This window comes from Pseudomonas mangrovi, from assembly GCF_003052585.1.
GTDB classification, from domain to species: Bacteria; Pseudomonadota; Gammaproteobacteria; order Pseudomonadales; family Pseudomonadaceae; genus Aquipseudomonas; species Aquipseudomonas mangrovi.
In genome coordinates this window covers 447,854-471,120 of the sequence record NZ_QASN01000020.1, presented here as the reverse complement: position 1 = coordinate 471,120, position 23,267 = coordinate 447,854, and the positions used below count along the sequence as shown (strand labels likewise).

The 23,267-nt window shown below is 62.9% G+C and carries 23 protein-coding genes; 4 read left to right on the top strand and 19 right to left on the bottom strand.

The features are described 5' to 3' along the window. Nucleotides 1-144: 144 nt before the first annotated feature. From htpG to DBO85_RS14865, 4 genes are all read right to left on the bottom strand, one after another. A complete protein-coding gene (htpG, locus tag DBO85_RS14880) occupies nucleotides 145-2,043 on the bottom strand; it encodes a molecular chaperone HtpG (protein ID WP_108108043.1) in 1,899 nt (632 codons plus the stop codon). Nucleotides 2,044-2,163: 120 nt separating this feature from the next. Beyond that, a complete protein-coding gene (locus DBO85_RS14875; protein WP_108108042.1) occupies nucleotides 2,164-3,417 on the bottom strand; it encodes an MFS transporter in 1,254 nt (417 codons plus the stop codon). A 43-nt stretch (nucleotides 3,418-3,460) separates the two neighbouring features. Then, nucleotides 3,461-3,907, bottom strand: a complete 447-nt coding sequence (locus DBO85_RS14870) for a PaaI family thioesterase (protein ID WP_108108041.1) — start codon at nucleotides 3,905-3,907, stop codon at nucleotides 3,461-3,463. Further along, on the bottom strand, nucleotides 3,904-4,356 hold the full coding sequence (locus tag DBO85_RS14865) for a PaaI family thioesterase (protein WP_108108040.1): 453 nt from the start codon (nucleotides 4,354-4,356) through the stop codon (nucleotides 3,904-3,906). The genes DBO85_RS14870 and DBO85_RS14865 overlap by 4 nt, the downstream gene beginning before the upstream one ends. Before the next feature lie 303 nt (nucleotides 4,357-4,659). Here DBO85_RS14865 and DBO85_RS14860 point away from each other — a divergent pair, with 303 nt between their 5' ends. Both DBO85_RS14860 and DBO85_RS14855 read left to right on the top strand, forming a co-directional pair. Continuing rightward, a complete protein-coding gene (locus tag DBO85_RS14860) occupies nucleotides 4,660-4,887 on the top strand; it encodes a hypothetical protein (RefSeq protein ID WP_108108039.1) in 228 nt (75 codons plus the stop codon). Between the two features lie 30 nt (nucleotides 4,888-4,917). Further along, complete coding sequence (locus DBO85_RS14855) at nucleotides 4,918-5,100, top strand: hypothetical protein (protein WP_108108038.1); 183 nt, start codon at nucleotides 4,918-4,920, stop codon at nucleotides 5,098-5,100. Between the two features lie 75 nt (nucleotides 5,101-5,175). Here DBO85_RS14855 and DBO85_RS14850 read toward each other — a convergent pair whose 3' ends face one another. The 12 genes from DBO85_RS14850 to sdhC form a co-directional block, all read right to left on the bottom strand. Continuing rightward, the gene (locus DBO85_RS14850) at nucleotides 5,176-5,568 is read right to left on the bottom strand and encodes an MAPEG family protein (RefSeq protein ID WP_108108037.1); all 393 of its coding nucleotides are present in this window, start codon (nucleotides 5,566-5,568) and stop codon (nucleotides 5,176-5,178) included. After that, nucleotides 5,565-6,293 carry a DUF599 domain-containing protein gene (locus DBO85_RS14845; RefSeq protein WP_108108036.1) on the bottom strand — a complete coding sequence of 243 codons (729 nt, stop codon included), beginning with the start codon at nucleotides 6,291-6,293 and terminating at the stop codon, nucleotides 5,565-5,567. The genes DBO85_RS14850 and DBO85_RS14845 overlap by 4 nt, the downstream gene beginning before the upstream one ends. Nucleotides 6,294-6,325: 32 nt before the next feature. Continuing rightward, nucleotides 6,326-7,717, bottom strand: coding sequence for a branched-chain amino acid transport system II carrier protein (gene brnQ / locus DBO85_RS14840; protein WP_108108035.1), 1,392 nt, complete (start codon nucleotides 7,715-7,717; stop codon nucleotides 6,326-6,328). 259 nt (nucleotides 7,718-7,976) lie between these two features. Further along, nucleotides 7,977-8,864 (bottom strand): succinate--CoA ligase subunit alpha, encoded by an 888-nt coding sequence (sucD, locus tag DBO85_RS14835; RefSeq protein ID WP_108108034.1) that lies wholly within the window; start codon nucleotides 8,862-8,864, stop codon nucleotides 7,977-7,979. Then, a complete protein-coding gene (gene sucC / locus DBO85_RS14830) occupies nucleotides 8,864-10,030 on the bottom strand; it encodes an ADP-forming succinate--CoA ligase subunit beta (RefSeq protein WP_108108033.1) in 1,167 nt (388 codons plus the stop codon). Before sucC ends, sucD begins: the two co-directional genes overlap by 1 nt. Before the next feature lie 142 nt (nucleotides 10,031-10,172). After that, a complete protein-coding gene (gene lpdA, locus DBO85_RS14825; RefSeq protein ID WP_108108032.1) occupies nucleotides 10,173-11,609 on the bottom strand; it encodes a dihydrolipoyl dehydrogenase in 1,437 nt (478 codons plus the stop codon). A 79-nt stretch (nucleotides 11,610-11,688) separates the two neighbouring features. Further along, nucleotides 11,689-12,912 (bottom strand): 2-oxoglutarate dehydrogenase complex dihydrolipoyllysine-residue succinyltransferase, encoded by a 1,224-nt coding sequence (odhB, locus tag DBO85_RS14820; RefSeq protein ID WP_108108031.1) that lies wholly within the window; start codon nucleotides 12,910-12,912, stop codon nucleotides 11,689-11,691. An 81-nt stretch (nucleotides 12,913-12,993) separates the two neighbouring features. After that, on the bottom strand, nucleotides 12,994-15,825 hold the full coding sequence (locus DBO85_RS14815; RefSeq protein ID WP_108108030.1) for a 2-oxoglutarate dehydrogenase E1 component: 2,832 nt from the start codon (nucleotides 15,823-15,825) through the stop codon (nucleotides 12,994-12,996). 246 nt (nucleotides 15,826-16,071) lie between these two features. Next, a complete protein-coding gene (locus DBO85_RS14810) occupies nucleotides 16,072-16,779 on the bottom strand; it encodes a succinate dehydrogenase iron-sulfur subunit (RefSeq protein ID WP_108108029.1) in 708 nt (235 codons plus the stop codon). A 13-nt stretch (nucleotides 16,780-16,792) separates the two neighbouring features. After that, complete coding sequence (gene sdhA, locus DBO85_RS14805; RefSeq protein WP_108108028.1) at nucleotides 16,793-18,565, bottom strand: succinate dehydrogenase flavoprotein subunit; 1,773 nt, start codon at nucleotides 18,563-18,565, stop codon at nucleotides 16,793-16,795. Nucleotides 18,566-18,568: 3 nt separating this feature from the next. Then, a complete protein-coding gene (gene sdhD, locus DBO85_RS14800; RefSeq protein ID WP_108108027.1) occupies nucleotides 18,569-18,937 on the bottom strand; it encodes a succinate dehydrogenase, hydrophobic membrane anchor protein in 369 nt (122 codons plus the stop codon). After that, nucleotides 18,931-19,317 carry a succinate dehydrogenase, cytochrome b556 subunit gene (gene sdhC, locus DBO85_RS14795; protein ID WP_177429777.1) on the bottom strand — a complete coding sequence of 129 codons (387 nt, stop codon included), beginning with the start codon at nucleotides 19,315-19,317 and terminating at the stop codon, nucleotides 18,931-18,933. The genes sdhD and sdhC overlap by 7 nt, the downstream gene beginning before the upstream one ends. Nucleotides 19,318-19,672: 355 nt before the next feature. Here sdhC and gltA point away from each other — a divergent pair, with 355 nt between their 5' ends. Next, nucleotides 19,673-20,959, top strand: coding sequence for a citrate synthase (gltA, locus tag DBO85_RS14790; protein ID WP_108108025.1), 1,287 nt, complete (start codon nucleotides 19,673-19,675; stop codon nucleotides 20,957-20,959). A 110-nt stretch (nucleotides 20,960-21,069) separates the two neighbouring features. Here gltA and DBO85_RS14785 read toward each other — a convergent pair whose 3' ends face one another. Together DBO85_RS14785 and DBO85_RS14780 are read right to left on the bottom strand one after the other, a co-directional pair. Next, entirely contained in the window at nucleotides 21,070-21,630 is a 561-nt protein-coding gene (locus tag DBO85_RS14785; RefSeq protein ID WP_233356613.1) for an START domain-containing protein, read from the bottom strand. A 59-nt stretch (nucleotides 21,631-21,689) separates the two neighbouring features. Next, nucleotides 21,690-21,944, bottom strand: coding sequence for a YkgJ family cysteine cluster protein (locus tag DBO85_RS14780; protein WP_108108023.1), 255 nt, complete (start codon nucleotides 21,942-21,944; stop codon nucleotides 21,690-21,692). Between the two features lie 147 nt (nucleotides 21,945-22,091). Between DBO85_RS14780 and DBO85_RS14775 the strand changes: the two genes are divergently transcribed. Continuing rightward, nucleotides 22,092-22,436 (top strand): DMT family protein, encoded by a 345-nt coding sequence (locus DBO85_RS14775; protein WP_108108022.1) that lies wholly within the window; start codon nucleotides 22,092-22,094, stop codon nucleotides 22,434-22,436. 188 nt (nucleotides 22,437-22,624) lie between these two features. On the opposite strand, the gene recR is transcribed toward DBO85_RS14775, so the two are convergent. Then, entirely contained in the window at nucleotides 22,625-23,224 is a 600-nt protein-coding gene (recR, locus tag DBO85_RS14770) for a recombination mediator RecR (RefSeq protein ID WP_108108021.1), read from the bottom strand. Nucleotides 23,225-23,267 lie beyond the last annotated feature (43 nt).

The window sequence follows — 23,267 nt, the reverse complement described above, 5'->3', positions numbered from 1 at the left end:
GCCACCGGCCTGGTCCGCGAGTGCAGAAAGCAGAAGCCCCGCTGCCGGCAAGCGACAACAGGGCTTCAACGGGTCGTTCCCACGCTCTGCGTGGGAACACGGCGGCAGACGCTCAGCCTCTGCCGAGGCACAGCGTGCCAGTCGTCAGGCGGAGAGCTCGACCAGCAGCTTGTTCAGGCGCTGCACGTAGGCAGCCGGGTCCTTCAGGCTGTCGCCGGCAGCCAGCGCGGCCTGGTCGAAGAGGATGTGCGACAGATCGGCGAAGCGATCCTCGTCGACCTCGGCGTCGAGCTTCTCGATCAGCGGATGGCCCGGATTGAACTCGAAGATCGGCTTCGAATCCGGCACCTTCTGCCCGCTGGCCTCGAGGATCTGACGCATCTGCAGGCCCAGGTCCTGCTCACCGATGGCCAGGATCGCTGGCGAGTCGGTCAGGCGATGCGACACCCGCACCTCGGCAACCTGCTCGCCCAACGCGCCCTTGAGACGCTCGACCAGCCCTTCCTTGGCCTTGGCCACTTCTTCCTGGGCCTTCTTGTCTTCCTCGCTGTCCAGCGCGCCCAGATCCAGGTCGCCGCGAGCCACGTCGACGAACTGCTTGCCGTCGAACTCGGTCAGGTAGCTCATCAGCCACTCGTCGATGCGGTCGGTCAGCAGCAGCACCTCGATGCCCTTCTTGCGGAAGACTTCCAGGTGCGGGCTGTTCTTGATCTGCGCGAAGGTCTCGCCAGTGAGGTAGTAGATCTTGTCCTGGCCTTCCTTGGCGCGCGCCAGGTAGTCCGCCAGGGCCACCGACTGCTCCTCGGAACCCTCGTGAGTCGAGGCAAAGCGCAGCAGGCCGGCGATCTTCTCCTTGTTGGCAAAATCTTCCGCCGGGCCCTCCTTGAGCACCTGGCCGAAAGCCTTCCAGAAGCGCTTGTAGTCTTCCGGCTGATCCTTCGCCAGCTTCTCCAGCATGTCCAGCACGCGCTTGGTCAGCGCCGACTTCATCGAGTCGATCACCGGGTCCTTCTGCAGGATCTCGCGGGAAACGTTCAACGACAGGTCGTTGGAGTCGATCACGCCCTTGATGAAGCGCAGGTACAGCGGCAGGAACTCGTCGGCCTGGTCCATGATGAACACGCGCTGCACATACAGCTTCAGGCCCTTCGGCGCTTCGCGCTGGTACAGGTCGAAAGGCGCGCGCCCCGGCACGTAGAGCAGCGAGGTGTACTCGAGCTTGCCCTCGACCTTGTTGTGGCTCCAGGACAGCGGGTTCTCGAAGTCATGCGCGACATGCTTGTAGAACTCCTGGTACTCCTGTTCCTTGACCTCGGTACGCGGACGCGTCCACAGGGCACTGGCACGGTTGACGGTTTCCCATTCGGGTTCGGCCGGCGCCTCCTCGCCGACCTGCTCCTTGGGCAGCTCGATCGGCAGGCCGATATGGTCGGAGTACTTCTTGATGATGTTGCGCAGGCGCCAGCCGTCGGCGAACTCTTCCTCGCCGCTCTTCAGGTGCAGCACGATGCGCGTGCCGCGCTCGGCCTTCGCCACGGTCGCAACCTCGAAGTCGCCCTCGCCACGACTGGACCAGTGCACGCCCTCGCCTGCCGCATCGCCGGCGCGACGGCTGTACACATCGACCTTGTCGGCGACGATGAACGCGGAGTAGAAGCCCACGCCGAACTGGCCGATCAGGCTCGAGTCCTTCTTCTGGTCGCCGGAGAGATTCTTCAGGAAGTCGGCGGTGCCGGACTTGGCGATGGTGCCCAGGTGGGCAATGATCTCGGCGCGGTTCATGCCGATGCCGTTGTCTTCCAGGGTGACGCTGCGCGCCTCCTTGTCGAACGACAGGCGGATCCGCAGCGGATCGCCGCCTTCGAGCAGCTCCGGCTTGGCCAGCGCTTCGAAGCGCAGCTTGTCGGCGGCGTCGGAAGCGTTGGAAATCAACTCCCGAAGAAAGATTTCCTTGTTCGAGTACAGGGAATGGATCATCAGCTGCAACAGCTGCTTGACCTCGGTCTGGAAGCCCAGGGTTTCTTTTTGAGTTTCCACACTCATGCTTTCTAGCTCCACTGAAGAGGACGGAAACCGCATGCGCGGCGATGTCCTGCAGTTGGGGCCAGTGCGAAGCAATTTCAAGGGCTTGCGTTCGCCGTTGAGGCGGCGAACGCAACCGGATCAGGGTTCGAGCAGCTCGATGCGCTCGATCTCCTGGGGACTGAAGGCGAAACTGGCGCCGCCGGCCCCCTTCATGGTGCGACGAATTTCGATCAGCCCTTCCGGACTTATGCCGATGAAGCGGCCCTCGGCTATACCGCCGCGCGCCAGGTGCACGCGTACCGCCAGGTTGCGGTAGTTGCCCGGATTGCCGAGCAGGCGCTGCATCGAAAAGCGCAGGCGGCGGTCCACCGGACGGCTCACCCGCTCCACCGAAGCAGCCTCGTTGGTCTGGGCGAGCTGCGGCGCCGGCACCGCAGGCTCGATCGGCGGCAACGCCGGGAAGCGATCCCCCGGAACCAGCCAGCCGCGCTCGGCCTGCTTGCTCAGGCGCAACGGCAGGGTCTGCGGCTCGCCATCGATATTCGCCTCGATCTCCAGATCCAGCTCACTGGCAGGAAAGTTGACCTGCGGCAGGTGTTCGAGCTTGACCACACGGGTGGCGAAACGCCGCTGCAGGTAGTCCTCGATCACGTGGGCCAGGGTGTCGTTGGAGTCGACACTGCGATCAATGCGCCCATCGCGATAGCGCAGACCATTGCTGAACACTTCGACATGGCCGCTGAGACTGGTCTTGAAGCGCGGTGGCAGCACCAGATGCAGGTTGCCCACCAGCAGGTTGGGCGCTTTCGGCTCCAGTTGCAGATGCAGGGTGTAGCCGCGATTCAGACGACGTGCCTCGGGCAGCTCCTGCTCCGGCAGCAACCAGCTGATTTCCACCTCCGGCACGCCTTCGGCGTCCGTCGGCAGGACGTCGACCCGGACAGCGCCCTCCTGCACGTCCTGCAGGCTGATGCTCAGCTCACGGCGGGCGAAGAAATCCTGCCCTTCGCGCAGGCTCAACACGCCATCGATCAGCTCGCCCTGCAGCGGCTGGAACGGCTGACCGTTCAGCTCGCCGACCAGGCGGATATCCAGTTCCGCCGGACCGCTTTGGGCCTGCTCGAGCCATTTCAGCCCGACGATGGCTTCCAGGCGTTGCGAGTCCTCGCTGGCCAGCAACGTCAGACCGACGATCAGCGGAATGATCCCCAGCGCGGAGAGAAACACTGCCTTGCGAGCGGTACGCCAGTGGCGCAGCGGATAGATCAGGGTCAGCGGCGGCAGCAGGCTGCCGAACCCCCACAGCAGGCTGGTTCCGAAGGCCAGCATGATCATCCAGACCAGTCCTGCGATGATCAGCAGCAACCCGCCAAGGATCAGCAACGCATCCATTCTTTCTTCCTTAATTGCTCCGAGCCCGCAGCTGCCGTGCGCCCTAGGGCTCGTCGACCTTGAAGTGCGCGCGGGCGGTGGCGATGGGTTCGGTCTGATTGGTCTGCCATGCGGTGATGGCGACATTGGCTACACGCTTGCCCTGGCGCCAGACCTGGCACTGCGCGTAGGTGTCACGATAATGACCGGCGCGCAGGTAATCTATCGAGAAGTCGATGATTTTCGGCAAATGTGGAATGCCCATGAAAATCAGCAGATGCAGCATGGCCGAGTGTTCCATGAAACCGGCAATCACCCCGCCGTGCAGCGCCGGCAAGGTCGGGTTGCCGATGCAGTCGCGGTTGGCCGGCAGACGAAAGACCAGGTCATCCCCCAGCCGCAGGCATTCGATGCCGATCATCCGGGCATAGGGGATCAGCTGGATCAGCGGATCGTAGTCGTTCTGCTCATGCGCCTGGCGCACCAACTGGTTCAGGTCCATCGGCGTCATGCCGCACCTCCTGCGCTGCCGACGACCTTGCCCATGCGCATGAAGGCACCCACGACGTGGGCAATCGGCTGCTGCGGATCATCCTGGTAGGCCACGCCACGGGTGAAGATCACATTGGGCGTGACCCGGTAGCATTCGGCGAATCCGAACACATCCCTGCCTGGCTCCGCCGGGCGCATGTAGTCGATGCGCAAATCCAGGGTCGGGCAGATCTCGAACTCCGGCAGCACACAGACCGTCGAGATGCCGCAGGTGGTGTCCATCAGCGTGGTGATGGCACCGCCGTGCACACCACCGGTTTCCGGATTGCCGATGATGTTCTCGCTGTACGGTAGACGCAGCGTCAGACCTTGCTCGTCGGCGCCATGCACCTGCATGCCGAGCATCTGGCAATGCCTGAGCATGCCGAGAAACTGCTCGGCGCGCTGCCGGATCAATGATTCGCGCATGAATCGGTCACTCCTCGATGCAGGCCGTGGGAAGGCGCGAATCATACTCTGCGGCGGGTTCCGGGCCCACAGCGGAATCCGGCCAGAATCCGGACTGGGCGGCACCGTCTGGAGCCGTACGCACGTCTTTGGCGAAGCGGCCGGGAGGCACCGTAGAGCAACAGTCCCTGGGTGACTGGCGCCCGGCTGCGGTGGGGTCGGCGCACGAGCCGTTGCACTGCCGCGAAAGCCTGCGGAGGAACTTCGGCGCCTTGCCGGAGCTCGAACCCAGCGTCACGGCAACTCACCTGAGGAGAAAACAAGATGCGCAAATCCATCGCCTATACCTGCCTGCTCGGCGCGACCCTGGCACTGGCTGCCTGCGACAAGCCAAGTGACGAGGAGCGCCGTCCGGTAGCACCCACCACGCAGGAAACACCGAGCGAGACCGTTCCCAGCGAACCGCAGCGCATGCCCAGCGAGCCGCTGACCCCGGCTCCGCAGCCGAATGAGCCGGCGCCTGCCCCAACTCCGACCTATGAGGAAAACTGAGTCACTCCAGCGTCCCAGCGAGGTCCCAGTATGAACAAGGCATGGTTCTATATCGCCCTGCTGGGCGGCACGCTCGGTCTGAGCGCCTGTGAGAAAAGCCCGGAGCAGAAGATGGAAGACGCCCGCGAATCAGCGGCGGATGCCGTCGACTCGATGGGCGACGCCGCTCGCAGCAGCGGTGAAGCAGCACGCGACAAACTCAACGAAGAGTAAGCACGACAAAAAGGCAGGCCCGACGAGCCTCGGGCCTGCCTTTTTTATGGCCCGTCACGACAGCCCGGGTGGGCTTCAAGCCAGCGCCGGCGTCAGCATCAGCCCCAGGCTGCAGAACAGACCGATCGCCCAGATCAGGCTGCGCTGCCAGTGCAGATTGCTCCAGTAGCAGATCAGGTAGAGCACTCGTGCCACCACGAAGGTGATCGCCAGCGCGTTGACCAGGGTGCCGTGGGTTTGCGTGACATGCGCCATCAGCACCCCGACGGCAAACAGCGGAAATGCCTCGAAACTGTTCATGTGTGCCGCCAGGGCACGCGCGCCAAAGCCCTTCAGACGCGCCTGCTGATCACGCGGATGGTTGTTGTCGTAACGTCCGTTCTCATCCTTCATCGCCTTGGCCAGTGGCGCCTTGGCGAGAAATATCAAAAGCGCACTGATGAATACGCACCAGAAGGGAATGGTCATTCGGCTTTCTCCTTGGGGGGTTCAGGTGTCTGGGTCAGCACCATCACCGACAGCACGTCCGAATGGAACTCACGGTGATAAAGAATGAATACCACGCCGGCCGCAACCAGCATGAAGAACCATGGGCTGATGAACCAGGCCAGCAGTGACATGCCGAAGTAGTAGGCCCGCAAACCGAAGTTGAATTCGTTGGCCGCCAGTGAGATCACCTTGGCTGCACGCTCGGCGAACGCCTTGCGCTCCAGTTCGGTGACATGCCGCTCACCGATCATCGGCGCCGACCCGATCAGCACCGCGGCAAAGTTGTACTGGCGCATGCACCAGCTGAAGGTGAAGAAGGCATAGACGAACACCACCGCCAGACAGAGCAGCTTGAACTCGGACATTTGCCTGCTCGCCGGCTGGGCGAACGGCAAATCCGCCAGCAGCGTGAGCGCACGGTCGGAAGAGCCGAGCACGGTAAGGATGCCGGCGAGAATGATCAGCGTACTGGAGGCGAAGAACGAGGCGTTGCGCTCCAGATTGCCGATCACGCTGGCGTCGGCGATGCGGTTGTCGCGCAGCAGCAGACGGCGCATCCAGTCTTCGCGGTAGAGATGCAGCACGCTGGCCAGGCAAGGGGTATCGCGCCCCTTCCGGCTTGCGTAGTAGGTGTAGCCGACCCAGCAGACAACGAACCACGCGAGCGCCAACAGGTGTGGCAGGTGGTAGTCGACAACGAACATGTTCGCTCCTAATTGCTACGTTGACGGAACTCTCAGCCCTGCGCCGGCTTGCCAGGCGCCCTGCCGGCCCCGAGCCAGCGATCCACCACCACCGCCAGCAACAGTGTCCCCAGGGCCGGCAGCAGCCAGGCCAGGCCGTCAGCGGACAACGGGATGGACTCGTACAGGCGCACGCTGGCGGCGCTGACATTCACCAGCCACTGACCATTACCTTCGCTCAGGCGCTGCAGAAGCCAGTCCTTGCCACTACCGATGCCGGCGGCAATCAGGCCATCGGCGATGGCGAATACCAGGGTTACCAGCATCACCGGAATCATCACCCGCGAACTCGACAGCCACAGGCGATCGGCGAGACTGAGCAGAACCAGCACGATCGCCAGCGGATACAGCCCCACCAGCACCGGAATCGAGAAGCTGATCAGTTGCTCCAGCCCCAGGTTCGACACCAGCAGGCTGAAGCCGACGAAGATGCACACCAGCAGCCGGTAGGAAACCCCGAGCAGCTCGCCGAAGAATTCGCCGCAGGCGGTCATCAGGCCTACTGCCGTAGTAAGGCAGGCCAGGGTGATCACCACCGCCAGCAGCAACCCACCCCAGACGCCGAAGGTATCGCGCACGTAGTGACTGAGGATCTGCCCGCCATTGCTGGCCCCCGCGGCTGCTTCCTGGCTCGATGCACCCAGGTAGAACAGCGACAGGTAGACCAGTGCAAGACCCAGTGCAGCAATGAGTACCGCGATGATCGAATAGCGCGTGACCAGCCTGGGGTCAGTCACCCCTCGATTGCGGATCGCCGTGGCGATCACGATGCCGAACACCAGAGCGCCGAGCGCATCCATGGTCTGATAGCCGGCGAGGAAGCCGGTCAGCAACGGTTGCTCGACATAGCCCAGGCGCGGCGCACCGATCTCGCCCAGCGGCATCACCAGAGCGGCGCCGCCGAGCAACAGCAGCGCCAGGAGCAGAACCGGCGTGATCACCTTGCCGACCGTATCGATCAGGCGGCCGGGCATCAGTACCAGTGCCAGCACCGCAGCGAAGAAGATCACCGAATAGATCGCAAGGTTCGCCGGATGCTTGCCGAAGAAAGGCGCGACACCGATCTCGAACGACACCACCGCCGTGCGTGGCGTGGCGAACAGCGGCCCGATAGCCAGATACACCGCCACCGCCAGGGCGACCCCCGCCGCCCGACCCAGTGGCGAAGTCAGCGTCGCCATGCCGCCGCCGACCCGCGCCAGCGCCACCACTGTCAACAGTGGCAGACCGACTGCGGTGAGCAGAAAGCCGAACGCTGCAGGCGTCAGGCTCTGCCCCGCGTCCATGCCGGCACTGGGAGGAAAGATGATGTTGCCGGCGCCGAGAAAGAGCGCAAAGGTCATGAAGCCAAGAGCCAGCAGGTCGAAGCTTTTCAAGCGAGTCATCGGATATGGATACCAAACGAATTACGAAAAACCGCTGATGCGGCGCAAGGCCGCGCGCAGCATAGCGTTTTGCGGCTCGACTGGAAAAACCTTAATGCATCCTCCGGCATCTGGCTAACCTGACCGGGCGGTCGAGCGACGAAGCCGGCAAAAGCACGAAAGCCGTTCCGAACACCCTGCCGCATCTTGCCCATTTTCCACCCGAACAAACGAACAAGGCCACCCGAAGGTGGCCCTGCTCTGACGCAGAAAAGCCTTATCAGGCCTTCTTGATTTCCCAGCCGGTCAGCTCGGCGAGCGCCTTGCCGATGTCGGCCAGCGAACGCACGGTCTTCACGCCGGCGTCCTGCAGCGCGGCGAACTTCTCGTCCGCAGTGCCCTTGCCACCGGAGATGATCGCACCGGCATGGCCCATGCGCTTGCCGGGCGGCGCGGTGACGCCAGCAATGTAGGACACCACCGGCTTGGTCACGTTGGCCTTGATGTAGGCAGCCGCCTCTTCTTCAGCCGAACCGCCGATCTCGCCGATCATCACGATCGCCTCGGTCTTCGGGTCTTCCTGGAACAGCTTGAGGATGTCGATGAAGTTCGAGCCCGGGATCGGGTCGCCACCGATACCCACGCAGGTCGACTGGCCGAAGCCGGCGTCGGTGGTCTGCTTGACCGCTTCATAGGTCAGGGTGCCGGAACGCGACACGATGCCGACCTTGCCCGGCAGGTGAATGTGACCGGGCATGATGCCGATCTTGCATTCGCCCGGGGTGATCACGCCGGGGCAGTTCGGGCCGATCAGGCGTACGCCCAGCTCGTCGCACTTGACCTTGGCTTCGAGCATGTCGATGGTCGGGATGCCTTCGGTGATGCAGACGATCAGCTTGATGCCGCCAAAGGCCGCTTCAAGGATGGAGTCCTTGCAGAACGGCGCTGGAACGTAGATGACGGAAGCATCGGCACCGGTCGCGTCCACGGCTTCCCTGACGGTGTTGAACACCGGCAGGCCGAGGTGGGTGGAGCCGCCCTTGCCGGGCGTCACGCCGCCAACCATCTTGGTGCCGTAGGCAATCGCCTGCTCGGAGTGGAAGGTACCCTGCGAGCCGGTGAAGCCCTGGCAGATGACCTTGGTGTCTTTATTGATCAGGACGCTCATTACTTGCCCTCCGCAGCTTTGACGACTTGCTCGGCAGCGTCGGTCAGGCTGGTTGCCGCGATGATGTTCAGGCCGCTTTCGGCCAGGACCTTGGCGCCCAGTTCAGCGTTGTTGCCTTCCAGACGCACGACCACCGGAATCTTCACGCCGACTTCCTTCACCGCGCCGATGATGCCTTCGGCAATCATGTCGCAGCGAACGATGCCGCCGAAGATGTTGACCAGGACCGCCGCGACGTTGCTGTCGGAGAGGATGATCTTGAACGCTTCGGTCACGCGCTCCTTGGTTGCGCCGCCGCCAACGTCGAGGAAGTTGGCCGGCTTGCCGCCGTGCAGGTTGACGATGTCCATGGTGCCCATGGCCAGACCGGCGCCGTTGACCATGCAGCCGATGTTGCCTTCCAGCGCAACATAGTTGAGCTCGAACTTGGCAGCGTGGGCTTCGCGCGGATCGTCCTGCGACGGGTCATGCATGCCGCGCAGCTTGGGCTGGCGGTACATGGCGTTGCTGTCGATGTTGATCTTGGCATCCAGGCAGTGCAGGTTGCCGTCCTTCTTGATGACCAGCGGGTTCACTTCCAGCAGCGCCAGGTCGTAGTCCTGGAACAGCTTGGCCAGGCCAACGAAGATGTGGGTGAACTGCTTGACCTGGTCGCCCGAAAGACCCAGTTGGAAAGCCAGATCGCGGCCCTGGTAGGGCTGTGCGCCAACCAGCGGATCGATGGTGGCCTTGAGGATCTTCTCGGGGGTGTCGTGCGCGACTTTCTCGATGTCCACGCCACCTTCGGTCGAGGCCATGAACACGATGCGACGACTGGAACGATCGACGACCGCACCCAGATACAGTTCCTGATCGATGTCGGTGCAGGATTCCACCAGGATCTTGCTGACCGGCTGGCCATTGGCGTCGGTCTGGTAGGTCACCAGACGCTTGCCCAGCCATTGGGCAGCGAAGGCCTTCGCCTCTTCCTTGCTCTTGACCAGCTTCACGCCGCCAGCCTTGCCGCGACCACCCGCGTGGACCTGGGCCTTGACCACCCACATGTCGCCGCCAATCTTGTCGCAGGCCTCTGCAGCCTCTTCCGGGGTGTCTACAGCAAAGCCCTTGGATACGGGCAGGCCGTATTCAGCGAACAGCTGCTTACCCTGATACTCGTGGAGATTCATGCTTGTCTACCGTCTTCGTTGGGTATTGCGCATACAGCGCAGCGCTTTTGGCACCACGCCACCTGTGACTGTTTCTTAAACAGTCCAGCGCGCCCTGCCTGCACTCCTGCGAGCACCGGCCGGCGCGCCTGGTTCCTCTGCCTCAGCGCTTCTTGCGGTTGGCGACGTGAATGGCGTGGCCGTTCACTGCCAGGGCCGCTTCGTGCAGCGCCTCGGACATGGTCGGGTGCGAGAACACCATCATGCCCAGATCCTCGGCACTGGTGCCGAACTCCATGCCGATGACGCCCTGCTGGACCAGCTCGGCCGCAGCCGGACCGATCACGTGAACGCCCAGCACGCGGTCGGTCTTGGCATCGGCGATGACCTTGACCAGACCGGCGGTGTCGTTGGCCGCCATGGCTCGGCCACTGGCAGCGAACGGAAAGGTGCCGACATTGATCTCGACACCCTCGGCCTTGAGCGCCTGCTCGGTCTTGCCGACCCAGGCGATTTCCGGGTGGGTGTAGATCACGCCCGGAATCAGATCGTAGTTGATCTGCGCCTTGTGGCCAGCGATACGCTCGGCGACCATCACGCCCTCTTCCGACGCCTTGTGCGCCAGCATCGGACCGCGCACCACGTCACCGACGGCGTACACGCCCGGCACGCTGGTGGCGCAATGATCGTCGACGAAGATGAAGCCGCGCTCATCCATGTCGACGCCGCTGTCGGCGGCCAGCAGATCGGTGGTGACCGGACGCCGGCCCACCGCGACGATCAGCTTGTCGAACACCTGCTTCTGCTCGCCTTCGGCGTCGGTGAAGGACACGGTGACCTGCTTGCGCTTGACCTCGCTGCCGGTGACGCGAGCGCCGAGACGAATCTTCAGGCCCTGCTTGGTGAGGATCTTCAGGGCTTCCTTGGCGATCTGCTCGTCGGCCGTCGGCAGGAATTTCTCCTGCGCCTCCAGCACCGTGACCTCGGCGCCCAGGCGCGCCCAGACCGAACCCAGTTCCAGACCGATTACGCCGGCGCCGATCACGCCGAGCTTCTTCGGCACGGACTGGAAGTCCAGCGCGCCGGTGGAATCGACAATGATGTCCTCGGTCAGCGGCGCGGGCGGAATCTCGATCGGACGCGAGCCGGAGGCGATGATGACGTTCTCGGCCTCCAGCACCTTGACCGCGCCGTCGAGGCCGGTGACCTCGACCTGCTTGTTCGCCAGCAGCTTGCCGTGGCCTTCGACCAGGGTCACGCCATTGGCCTTGAACAGCGCGCTGACGCCGCCGGTGAGGTTCTTCACGATGCCGTCCTTGCGCGAGACCATCGCCGGGACGTCCATGCTCACGCCCTTGACCTCGATGCCGTGAATCTTGAAGCCTTCCTGGGCCTCGTGGAACTTGAAGGAGCTGTCCAGCAGCGCCTTGGAAGGAATACAGCCGACATTCAGGCAGGTACCGCCGAGGGCGACCTTGCCATCCTTGCTCTGGTATTTCTCGATGCAGGCGGTCTTCAGACCGAGCTGGGCTGCCTTGATCGCGGCAACGTAGCCACCCGGGCCACCACCGATCACCACAACGTCGAATTTCTGGGTCATAAACAATCCTCTTGAGCCATGCGCTCGAAGCTAGAAGCGGCAGCGCGACCCGTCGGGACGCGCTGCCGCTGGCGGCTGATCAGATATCCAGCAGCAGACGAGCCGGATCTTCCAGCAGATTCTTGATGGTCACCAAGAAGCTCACCGCTTCCTTGCCGTCGATCAGGCGGTGATCGTAGGACAGTGCCAGGTACATCATCGGCCGGATCACCACCTGGCCGTTGATGGCCACCGGACGCTGGATGATGTTGTGCATGCCGAGAATGGCGGCCTGCGGCGGGTTGACGATCGGCGTCGACATCATCGAGCCGAAGGTACCGCCGTTGGTGATGGTGAAGGTGCCCCCGGTCATTTCCTCGATCGACAGTTTGCCGTCGCGGGCCTTCTTGCCGAAGGTGGCGATGCCATTCTCGACTTCGGCCAGGCTCATCAGCTCGGCGTTGCGCAGCACCGGAACCACCAGACCGCGGTCACTGGAAACGGCGACGCCGATATCCTGGTAGCCGTGGTAGACGATGTCGTTGCCGTCGATCGAGGCATTGACCGCCGGGAAGCGCTTCAGCGCCTCGACAGTCGCCTTGACGAAGAACGACATGAAGCCCAGGCGCACGCCGTTGTGGCTCTTCTCGAAGAGATCCTTGTACTTCGAACGCAGTGCCATGACTTCATGCATGTCGACTTCGTTGAAGGTGGTCAGCATGGCCATGGTGGACTGGGCCTCGACCAGGCGCTCGGCGACCTTGGCACGCAGGCGAGTCATCGGCACGCGCTTCTCGACACGATCACCGGCAGCGAAGATCGGCGCCTCGGCAGCCGGTGCAGCAGCCTTGGCCGGTGCAGCGGGAGCCTTCTTCTTGGCTTCCACGGCGGCAACCACGTCTTCCTTGGTCACCCGACCACCCTTGCCGGTGCCGGTGATGCTGTTCGGATCGATGCCGTTCTCTTCGGCCAGCTTGCGTGCCGCCGGAGCCAGGATCGCCTCTTCCGCGCCGGACGCGGCCGGAGCAGCGCTCTGGGCAGCCTGGGCTGCCGGTTGCGCAGCAGGCGCGGCCGCCGGTGCCGCTGCACCGGCTTCGACCACGGCGATGATCTCTTCGGAAAGCACGGTGTCGCCTTCGTTCTTGAGCACCTTGCTCAGTACGCCGTCAGCCGGGGCCACGACTTCCAGCACCACCTTGTCGGTTTCGATGTCGACCAGCAGTTCGTCACGCTTGACCGCATCACCGGGCTTCTTGTGCCAGGTGGCGACGGTGCCGTCGGCAACCGATTCGGGGAAAGTCGGGGCTTTGATCTCGATAGCCATTTATCTGATTCCTATTGATCCGGTTTCTTCATCCGGGGTGCGGGCGCGCCTTTGCGCCGCCCGTCCCCCCGCTCGAAGGCGTTAAACAGTAAAGGCGTCCTGCAGCAGTTTTTCCTGCTGCTCGGCGTGCATGGAGGCGTAACCGCAGGCTGGAGCCGCGGAGGCATCGCGTCCGGCGTACTCCAGGAACAGTCCCTTCTTGTGCGCCGTCGCGACGCGCCGCATGTGGTGCTGACTGCAGTACCAGGCCCCCTGGTTCATCGGCTCTTCCTGACACCAGACGATGTGCTTGAGGTTCTTGTACCCCGCCATGGCCTCGGCCAGGTCCTCTTCCGGGAACGGATAGAGCTGCTCGATGCGGATGATCGCGATGTCCTCACGGGCCTCGGCACGACGCTTCTCGAGCAGGTCATAGTAGACCTTGCCGCTGCACAGGATGACCCGCTCGACCTTCTTCGCATCGATCTGGTCGGTTTCGCCGATGACTGTCTGGAACGAGCCTTCGGCCAGTTCCTCGAGGGTCGAGATGGCCAGCTTGTGCCGCAGCAGCGACTTCGGCGACAGGACCACCAGCGGCTTGCGCAGCGGACGAATGACCTGGCGGCGCAGCAGATGGTAGATCTGCGCCGGGGTGGTCGGCACGCAGACCTGCATGTTGTGCTCGGCGCACAGCTGCAGATAGCGCTCCAGACGTGCGGAACTGTGCTCCGGACCCTGCCCTTCATAACCATGTGGCAGCAGCATGGTCAGGCCGCACAGGCGACCCCACTTGTGCTCGCCGCTGGAGATGAACTGGTCGAAGACCACCTGGGCGCCGTTGGCGAAATCGCCGAACTGGGCTTCCCAGATCACCAGCGCGTTGGGCATGGTAGTGGCGTAGCCGTATTCGAAGGCCAGCACGGCTTCTTCCGAGAGGAAGGAGTCGTACAGGTCGAAACGTGGCTGACCCTGGTACAGGTGCTGCAGCGGGATGTGAGTACCGGCATCCTTCTGGTTGTGCAGCGCGGCATGACGGTGCGAGAAGGTGCCGCGACCGACGTCCTGGCCGGTGAGGCGAATCGGGTGGCCTTCGAACAGCAGCGTCGCGTAGGCCATGGTCTCGGCATAACCCCAGTTGATCGCCAGCGCGCCGGCGGTCATCTTCTGGCGATCCTCGAGGATCTTCGCGACCTGGCGCTGGACGACGAAACCTTCCGGAACCTCCAGCAGCTTGGCCGACAGCTCCTGCAGGGTCTTCAGCGGAATGCGGGTGTCGTGACGCGCGGTCCAGGCATGGCCCAGGTACGGGCGCCAGTCGACGAACAGCTCCTTGTTCGGCTCCTTGACCAGGCTTTTGACGACGTGCAGGCCGTTGTCCAGCGCATTGCGATACTCGTCGCTCTTGCCCTGCACCTGCGCCTCGTCGAGCACCCCGGCCTTGATCAGCGACTCGGCATACAGCTCACGGGTGGTGCGCTGCTTGGCGATCTGCTGGTACATCAACGGCTGGGTGCCGCTCGGCTCGTCGGCCTCGTTGTGACCACGACGGCGGTAGCAGACCAGGTCGATGACCACGTCACGCTTGAACTGCATGCGGTAGTCGACGGCCAGCTGGGTGACATAGAGCACCGCTTCCGGATCATCGCCGTTCACATGGAAGATCGGCGCCTGGATCATCTTGGCCACGTCGGTCGCGTACTCGGTGGAGCGCGCATCCAGCGGGTTGCTGGTGGTGAAGCCGACCTGGTTGTTGATCACGATGTGGATGGTGCCGCCGGTCTTGAAACCGCGAATCTGTGACATCTGGAAGGTTTCCATGACCACGCCCTGACCGGCGAAGGCCGCGTCACCGTGGATGGAAACCGGCACGACCTTGTCGCCCAGCGGATCGTTGCGACGATCCTGGCGAGCGCGCACCGAGCCCTCGACCACCGGAGAGACGATCTCCAGGTGCGACGGGTTGAACGACAGCGCCAGGTGGACTTCACCACCAGGGGTCATGACGTTGGAGGAGAAGCCCTGGTGATACTTGACGTCACCGGAGGACAGACCTTCGACCTTCTTGCCCTCGAACTCGTCGAACAGATCGCGCGGGTTCTTGCCGAAGGTGTTGACCAGAACGTTGAGGCGACCACGGTGGGCCATGCCGATGACGATTTCCTTGGTGCCGTAGGAGCCACAGCGCTGGATGATCTCGTCCATCAGCGGAATCAGGCTTTCGCCGCCTTCCAGGCCGAAGCGCTTGGTGCCCGGGTACTTGGTACCCAGGTATTTTTCCAGGCCTTCGGCGGCGGTCAGGCGTTCGAGCAGGTGACTGCGCACGTCGGCAGAGAATGACGGCCGGCCGCGCACGCTTTCCAGACGCTGCTGAAACCAGCTGCGCTGTTCGGAATCGACGATATGGGTGAACTCGGCGCCGATGGTGCGGCTGTAGGTCTGCTGCAGCGCGTCGAGGATCTCGCGCAGGCTCGCCTCTTCCTTGCCGATCATCAGCCCGCCAGTACGGAAGGTGGTGTCCAGGTCGGCGTCGGTAAGACCGTAATGATGGATGGTCAGGTCAGCAGGCAGCGGACGCTGCCAGAGGCCGAGTGGATCGAGCGTGGAAGCCTGATGGCCACGCATGCGGAACGCCTGGATCAGACGCAGGACTTCGACCTGCTTCTTCTCGTGCTCGCTGCTGACGCTACCGGCCGAAACCGGCTGGGCACGCCGCTGGTTTTTCGCCAGCAGAACGAAGTGATCGCGGACCGTAGAATGCGAAACGTCGGTGGCTGCGCTGCCGTCGCTGGGCAGCTTCTGAAAGTAGGTGCGCCACTCTTCTGGCACAGCGTTGGGATCGTGCAGGTAGAGCTCGTATAGCTCTTCCACATAGGCAGCATTACCACCGGATAGGTGGGCGCTGTTCCACATGCGCTGCATTACGCTTTCTTGCATGCTTGGTCACCCTCAATAAGGGGCCACCACCGGCGTGGATACGCATGGTTCTTTCACAAAGCCCTGAGGCAGCGACTTCGGTAAAGCCACTACGAATCCCGCAGATAGTCCGGGTGCCAGCCCGGATGCCCCTGCTGGTCGTCGTTTTTCAAACAAGAACCGCGGCTTTTTGAGCTGCGGTTCTTCTGGATGCTGCACCACCGATTTTCTCAGTAGTGCAGGTGTCACGGGTATTACACTTTCGGATCAGGTACCACTTTGCAGCAGCATGTTGCGAATGTGACCGATCGCCTTGGTCGGGTTCAGACCTTTCGGACAGACGTTGACGCAGTTCATGATGCCGCGGCAACGGAACACGCTGAACGGATCGTCCAGGGCGGCCAGACGCTCTTCGGTCTTGGTATCGCGGGTGTCGGCCAGGAAACGATAGGCCTGCAGCAGCGCGGCGGGACCGAGGAACTTGTCCGGGTTCCACCAGAACGACGGGCAACTGGTCGAGCAGCAGGCGCACAGGATGCACTCGTACAGGCCGTCGAGCTTCTCGCGCTGCTCGGGCGACTGCAGGCGCTCGATGGCCGGAGCCGGCGCGTCGTTCTGCAGGAACGGCTGCACCTTCTCGTACTGCTTGTAGAAGATGCTCATGTCCACGGCCAGGTCACGGATGACCGGCAGGCCCGGCAGCGGACGAATCACCAGCTTGCCGCCCTTGAGACCGGCCGCCGACAGCGGCGTGATACACGCCAGGCCGTTCTTGCCGTTGATGTTCATGCCGTCGGAGCCGCAGACGCCTTCGCGGCAGGAGCGACGGTAGGAGAAACCCTGGTCCTGCTCCTTGATCAGCGCCAGTACGTCGAGGACCATCACGTCCTTGCCGCCGGTGTCGACCTGGAAATCCTGCATGTAGGGCGAGGAGTCCTTCTCGGGGTTGTAGCGATAAACACTGACTTGCAACATGTTGGCCCCCTTCTCAGTAGGTGCGGACTTTGGGTTCGAAGGCCGGAACGGTCTTCGGCGCGAAGTTGACGGCACGCTTGGTCACGCGCTTCTCGCCCGGGAAGTACAGCGAGTGGCACAGCCAGTTTTCGTCATCACGCTCTTCGAAGTCTTCGCGGGCGTGGGCACCGCGGGATTCGGTGCGAGTGTCGGCAGCGATCGCGGTGGCTTCGGCCACCTCGAGCAGGTTCTGCAGCTCCAGCGCTTCGATGCGCGCGGTGTTGAACGCCTGGCTCTTGTCATCGATCTTGACGGTGGCGATGCGCTCGCGCAGGTCAGCCAGCTGGGCGATGCCCTTCTTCATGTATTCGCCGGTGCGGAATACGCCGAAGTAGTTCTGCATGCACTGCTGCAGTTCCTTGCGCAGCGGTGCCACGTCTTCGCCGGTGCTGCGCTCGTTCACGCCGGACAGACGCTTGAGCGAGGCTTCGATGTCGCTTTCGCTGGCGCCGCGGGTGTCCACGCCTTCCTTGAGCGCCTTCTCCAGGTGCAGACCGGCCGCACGGCCGAAGACCACTAGGTCGAGCAGCGAGTTGCCGCCCAGACGGTTGGCGCCGTGTACCGATACACAGGCGACCTCGCCCACGGCAAACAGGCCTTCGATGATGGTGTCGTTGCCGTTGGCATCCTGGGTGATGGCCTGGCCATGAATGTTGGTGGCAACGCCGCCCATCATGTAGTGGCAGGTCGGGATGACCGGTACCGGCGCGACCACCGGGTCGACGTGGGCAAAGGTCTTGGACAGCTCGCAGATGCCGGGCAGGCGGCTGTGCAGCACGTCTTCGCCGAGGTGATCGAGCTTGAGCAGCACGTGATCCTTGTCCGGACCACAGCCATTGCCGGCGATCACTTCCTTGACCATGGAGCGGGCGACCACGTCGCGGCCGGCCAGATCCTTGGCGTTGGGCGCATAGCGCTCCATGAAGCGCTCGCCATGCACGTTGATCAGGTAACCACCTTCACCGCGGCAACCTTCGGTCACCAGTACCCCGGCGCCGGCAATACCGGTCGGGTGGAACTGCCACATCTCGATGTCCTGCACCGGCACGCCGGCACGCAGGGCCATGCCGATACCGTCACCGGTGTTGATCAGGGCATTGGTGGTGGAGGCGTAGATGCGACCCGCACCGCCAGTGGCCAGAACCACGGCCTTGGAACGGATATAGACGGTTTCGCCATTCTCGATGCAGATGGCGATGATGCCGACGATGGCGCCGTCCTGGTTCTTCACCAGATCGACCGCGTACCACTCGTTGAGGAAGGAGGTGCCGGCCTTGAGGTTGGCCTGGTACAGGGTGTGCAGCAGCGCATGGCCGGTACGGTCGGCAGCGGCGCAGGTACGTGCGGCCTGGGTCGGATTGTCCGGGCCCTTGGACTGGCCACCGAATGGACGCTGATAGATGCGACCCTGCTCGGTACGGGAGAACGGCAGGCCCATGTGCTCGAGCTCAAAGACCGCTTCCGGGCCGACGGAGCACATGTACTCGATCGCGTCCTGGTCACCGATATAGTCGGAGCCCTTGACGGTGTCGTACATGTGCCAGCGCCAATCGTCGTTCGGGTCGGCCGAGGCGATGGCACAGGTGATGCCGCCCTGGGCGGACACGGTGTGCGAGCGGGTCGGGAACACCTTGGTCACGACAGCGGTCTTGTGACCACCCTGGGCCAGTTGCAGCGCAGCGCGCATGCCGGCGCCACCGCCACCAACGATGATGGCGTCATAGGAAAGAGTGCGAATGCTAGCCATGAATCAGATACCCCACAGAATCTGCACACCCCAGACGAACAGCACGAACATCAGCATGCCGCACAGCGCCTGGACGAGAAAACGAACACCGGTGGCCCAGCGACCGAGCGCCATGTGGGTCAGGTAGTCGGTGGTGATGGTCCACATGCCGACCCAGGCGTGCACGGCGATCGCCAGCAGCGCCAACAGACTGAAGATGCGCACCCAGTTCTGCGAGAACAGAGCGTGCCATTCGGCGTGGGTCAGGCCCGGATTGGCAATGAGGTAGCCGAGCAGAAACAGGAAGTAGGCAGCCAGAACGACCGCCGAGACACGTTGAACCATCCAGTCATAGAGGCCCGAACGCGAAAAATTGGTGACATTGGTTACCATACCCACACCCCCGCCAGAACGATCAGCACCACGGAAATGGCGAGAACGATTTTCGAGCCCAGCTTGCCGCCTTCCAGCGTCTCACCGATGCCCAGGTCCATGATCAGGTGGCGCACACCGGCCACCAGGTGATACAGCAGCGCAGACAACAGACCCCATGTCACCAGCTTGGCGAATGGGCTGGTCAGACACGCCTTCACCTCTGCGAAGCCTTCCTCGCTGGCAAGCGACTTGTCGAGCGCAAAAAGCATCACGGCAAGACCCAGAAAGAGGATGACACCGGAGATACGGTGCAGGATGGACGTGTAAGCAGTGACAGGAAGTTTGATGGTCCTGAGGTCGAGGTTTACTGGTCTTTGGCTATTCACGGCTTTGTTCACACTGAGAGCCCCTAACAATCAGGGCAGAGTTGTCGGGAAGTGCACTGGCAGGTACGCATCACGCTTGGGTGACGACCACCAGCAGACGGGCAGCAAGGGCCCTGGCGGTCGGGCAGCGAGTATAGACAGTTAGGCTACTAATGACAATGCGACACCCCCCTCCTAAGGGCGCATTGCGGCACATTTATAGAGTGCGTAAACAGAGGCTCTTTTTCTTCGAAAATGCCCCGCAAAGCCTTCTAGTACATGGGTTCTCGCAAATTGACTTTCGGATTTATCTCTCTATAGTGTTGCGGGCCCTGCGTGGGGGGCAGTCTGATGATTCCAAGCACTAGCATTAAATGGGAGGCCGTACATGGCTGACAAAAAAGCGCAGTTGATCATCGAGGGCAACGCCCCCGTCGAGCTGCCCATCCTGACCGGCTCCGTCGGACCTGACGTAATCGATGTGCGCAACCTCACCGCATCGGGCGTTTTCACTTTCGATCCAGGCTTCATGTCGACCGCCTCCTGCGAGTCGAAGATCACCTATATCGATGGCGACAAGGGCGTGCTGCTGCACCGCGGCTACCCCATCGAGCAACTGGCGGAAAACTCCGACTACCTGGAAACCTGCTACCTGCTGCTGAACGGCGAGCTGCCGAGCGCCGAGCAGAAATCCCAGTTCGTCGACACCATCAAGAACCACACCATGGTTCACGAGCAGTTGAAGAACTTCCTCAACGGCTTCCGTCGCGACGCCCACCCAATGGCAGTGATGTGCGGGATCGTCGGCGCCCTGTCGGCGTTCTATCACGACTCGCTGGACATCAATAATCCCAAGCATCGCGAAGTCTCCGCGCACCGCCTGGTGGCGAAGATGCCGACCATCGCGGCGATGGTCTACAAGTACTCGATGGGCCAGCCCATCATGTACCCGCGCAACGACCTGAACTACGCAGAAAACTTCCTGCACATGATGTTCAACACCCCGGCCGAGATCAAACCGATCAGCCCGGTGCTGGCCAAGGCGATGGATCGTATCTTCATCCTGCACGCCGACCATGAGCAGAACGCCTCCACCTCGACCGTGCGCCTGGCCGGCTCCTCCGGTGCCAACCCCTTCGCCTGCATCGCCTCCGGCATCGCAGCGCTCTGGGGCCCGGCTCACGGCGGCGCCAACGAAGCCGTGCTGACCATGCTCGAAGAGATCGGCAGCGTCGAGAACATCGAGAAGTTCATCGCCAAGGCCAAGGACAAGAACGATCCGTTCAAGCTGATGGGCTTCGGCCATCGCGTGTACAAGAACTTCGACCCGCGCGCCAAGGTGATGAAGCAGACCTGCGACGAAGTACTGGCCGAGCTGGGCATCAACGACCCGCAGCTGGAACTGGCCATGAAGCTGGAAGAGATCGCGCGCAACGATCCCTACTTCAAGGAGCGCAACCTGTACCCGAACGTCGACTTCTATTCGGGCATCATCCTCAAGGCGATCGGCATTCCGACCAGCATGTTCACCGTGATCTTCGCCCTGGCGCGGACCGTCGGCTGGATCAGCCACTGGAAGGAAATGCTCTCCGGTCCGTACAAGATCGGCCGTCCGCGCCAGCTGTACACCGGCTACGCGCAGCGTGACTTCACGCCACTGAAAGACCGCAAGTAACGCGATCTGCGCCAGCAGAAAGGCCACCCTCGGGTGGCCTTTCTCGTTTTCTCCAGGACTCGATCCTGTTCCCGCTCTGGCAGCCTTCCGACTGCCGCGCAGTGCACGACCTACTTAGCCTCCGCCGCCCGACGCAGCAGCAGCAGGGTGTTGTAGGGCGCATCGATCACGAAACTGTTGGCCAGCCAGGCCGGCACCTGGCCGCCCGGTTCGGCGTGCAGCTCGTAGACCACCCGTATGCGCCCCTCTCCTTCAGGCGTCATTCGCCAGTACCCCTGCGCCGCGCTGATGCGCTGATAGGCCTTGTCCGACGGAAACTGCTGCGGCTGAGCGAGCAGCTCGCGCAGCAGGCTGTCGCCGTCCACACGAGTCGTCACCTGCATCACCGAATCGCGCGCCTGCACCGGCCAGGGCGTATCGAAGCGGGTGTAGGTCAGGGCCGTATCGCCTTCGTAACTCAGCAGACGCTGTTCGCGGCAACTGTGAATCCAGGCGCAGGATGCCTCGACGTCCTCCTGCAGCGCGCGCAGGGTTGCCATATCGGTGTTCATCAGGGTTTCGCTGCGAAAGGCCTTGTAGCTGGAGCCGGCCACCGGCTTAAGCCAGACACGAATACCCTCCTCGTCACGCACCAGCTCCCACTCCTGCGCCACAGCGAAGGACGAAGGCATGATCAACAATGCAGCCAGTCCTGCGCATAATCCTCTGAGCATCTCTACCTCGACACGTTTCAGGCGACTGTAGCCTGTTCCAGCCAGCCAAGCAGACGAATCGCCTCGTCACGAGAACTGCCGCATACCTCGGGGTCGGCGGTGAAAGCCGAACAGACCGCCGGACGTTCCGGACGACCGAAGATGGCGCAAAGATGCTCGGCACTCAGGTGCACGCAACGCTCGCCGGCGGCCTTGCCGTACGGCATGCCGGGAATGGGCGAGCTGATGGAAGGGGCGATGCAGCAGGCACCGCAACCGGCACGGCATTGCATGACCGGGTCACCTCGGGATCACAGGGTAGATGCGGGCGGCGATATTACCCGGCCGGCTGACGAAAGGGGACTCCCCCGAAGCAGCGCTTGCTCGCCTTTCAAGTGCGCATTAGGCTGCCGCATCCGCAAATCCAGGAGTCCGCCGCCATGCCGGTCTGGATGCAAACTGCCGCCCTGCTCTGCCTCTCCAACATCTTCATGACCTTCGCCTGGTACGGTCACCTCAAGTCGCTCAATGGCAAGCCCTGGGTGATTGCGGCGCTGATCAGCTGGGGCATCGCCCTGTTCGAGTACCTGATCATGGTGCCGGCCAACCGCATCGGCTACACCGAGCTGTCGGTGGGCCAGCTGAAGATCATGCAGGAGGTCATCACGCTGGCGGTGTTCATCCCCTTCAGCGTCTTCTACATGCAGCAGTCGCTGCGCCTGGACTACCTGTGGGCAGGGCTGTGCCTGCTCGGCGCGGTCTACTTCATCTTCCGCGGCGGCTGAGTCCAGCCAGGCATTGCTCGGCCAGCGCGTCAGCGTCGACCACCACGCCGGACGCAATAAGCAAAGCGCATTGCGCCAGCTCTCAGCGGTTCGGCCCGCCATGTTGCACCCAGCCATCGCCAGCGCTGTGCCGCAAAAGGGGGGGGATCACGCCGTGCAGCGGCCAACCCCGGGAAGACGCATCAACCCTACAGCTGGATCGGGCGCCGCCCGGCCAGGGCGTGCGCCAGGGTGCCGCCGTCGACCAGCTCCAGCTCGCCGCCCAGCGGCATGCCATGGGCGATGCGCGAGGCGATCAGCCCCTTGCTCGACAGCAACTGGGCGATGTAATGCGCGGTGGCCTCGCCCTCGACCGTCGGATTGGTCGCTAGGATCACTTCGCTGAAGCTGCCCTGGTTGATCCGCTCGAGCAGCTCCGAAATGCCGATGGCCTCCGGACCCAGGCCATCGAGTGGTGACAGGTGCCCCTTGAGCACGAAGTAACGACCGCGAAAACCGGTCTGCTCCACCGCATGCACATCCATCGGCCCCTCGACCACACAGAGCAGGCTGTCATCGCGCTGTGGATCGCGGCACAGGCCGCAGATCTCCTCCTCGCTGAGGCTGCGGCAGCGACTGCAATGCCCCACCCCCTCCATGGCCGCATTCAGCGCCTGCGCCAGGCGCAGCGCGCCACTGCGGTCACGCTCGAGCATCTGCATGGCCATGCGCTGCGCAGTCTTCTGCCCAACACCGGGAAGGATGCGCAGCGAATCGATCAGTTGGCGGATCAGCGGGCTGAAGCTCATGGGGGTATGTCCGAAAGAACCTGCAGGGAAACTCGATGCGAGT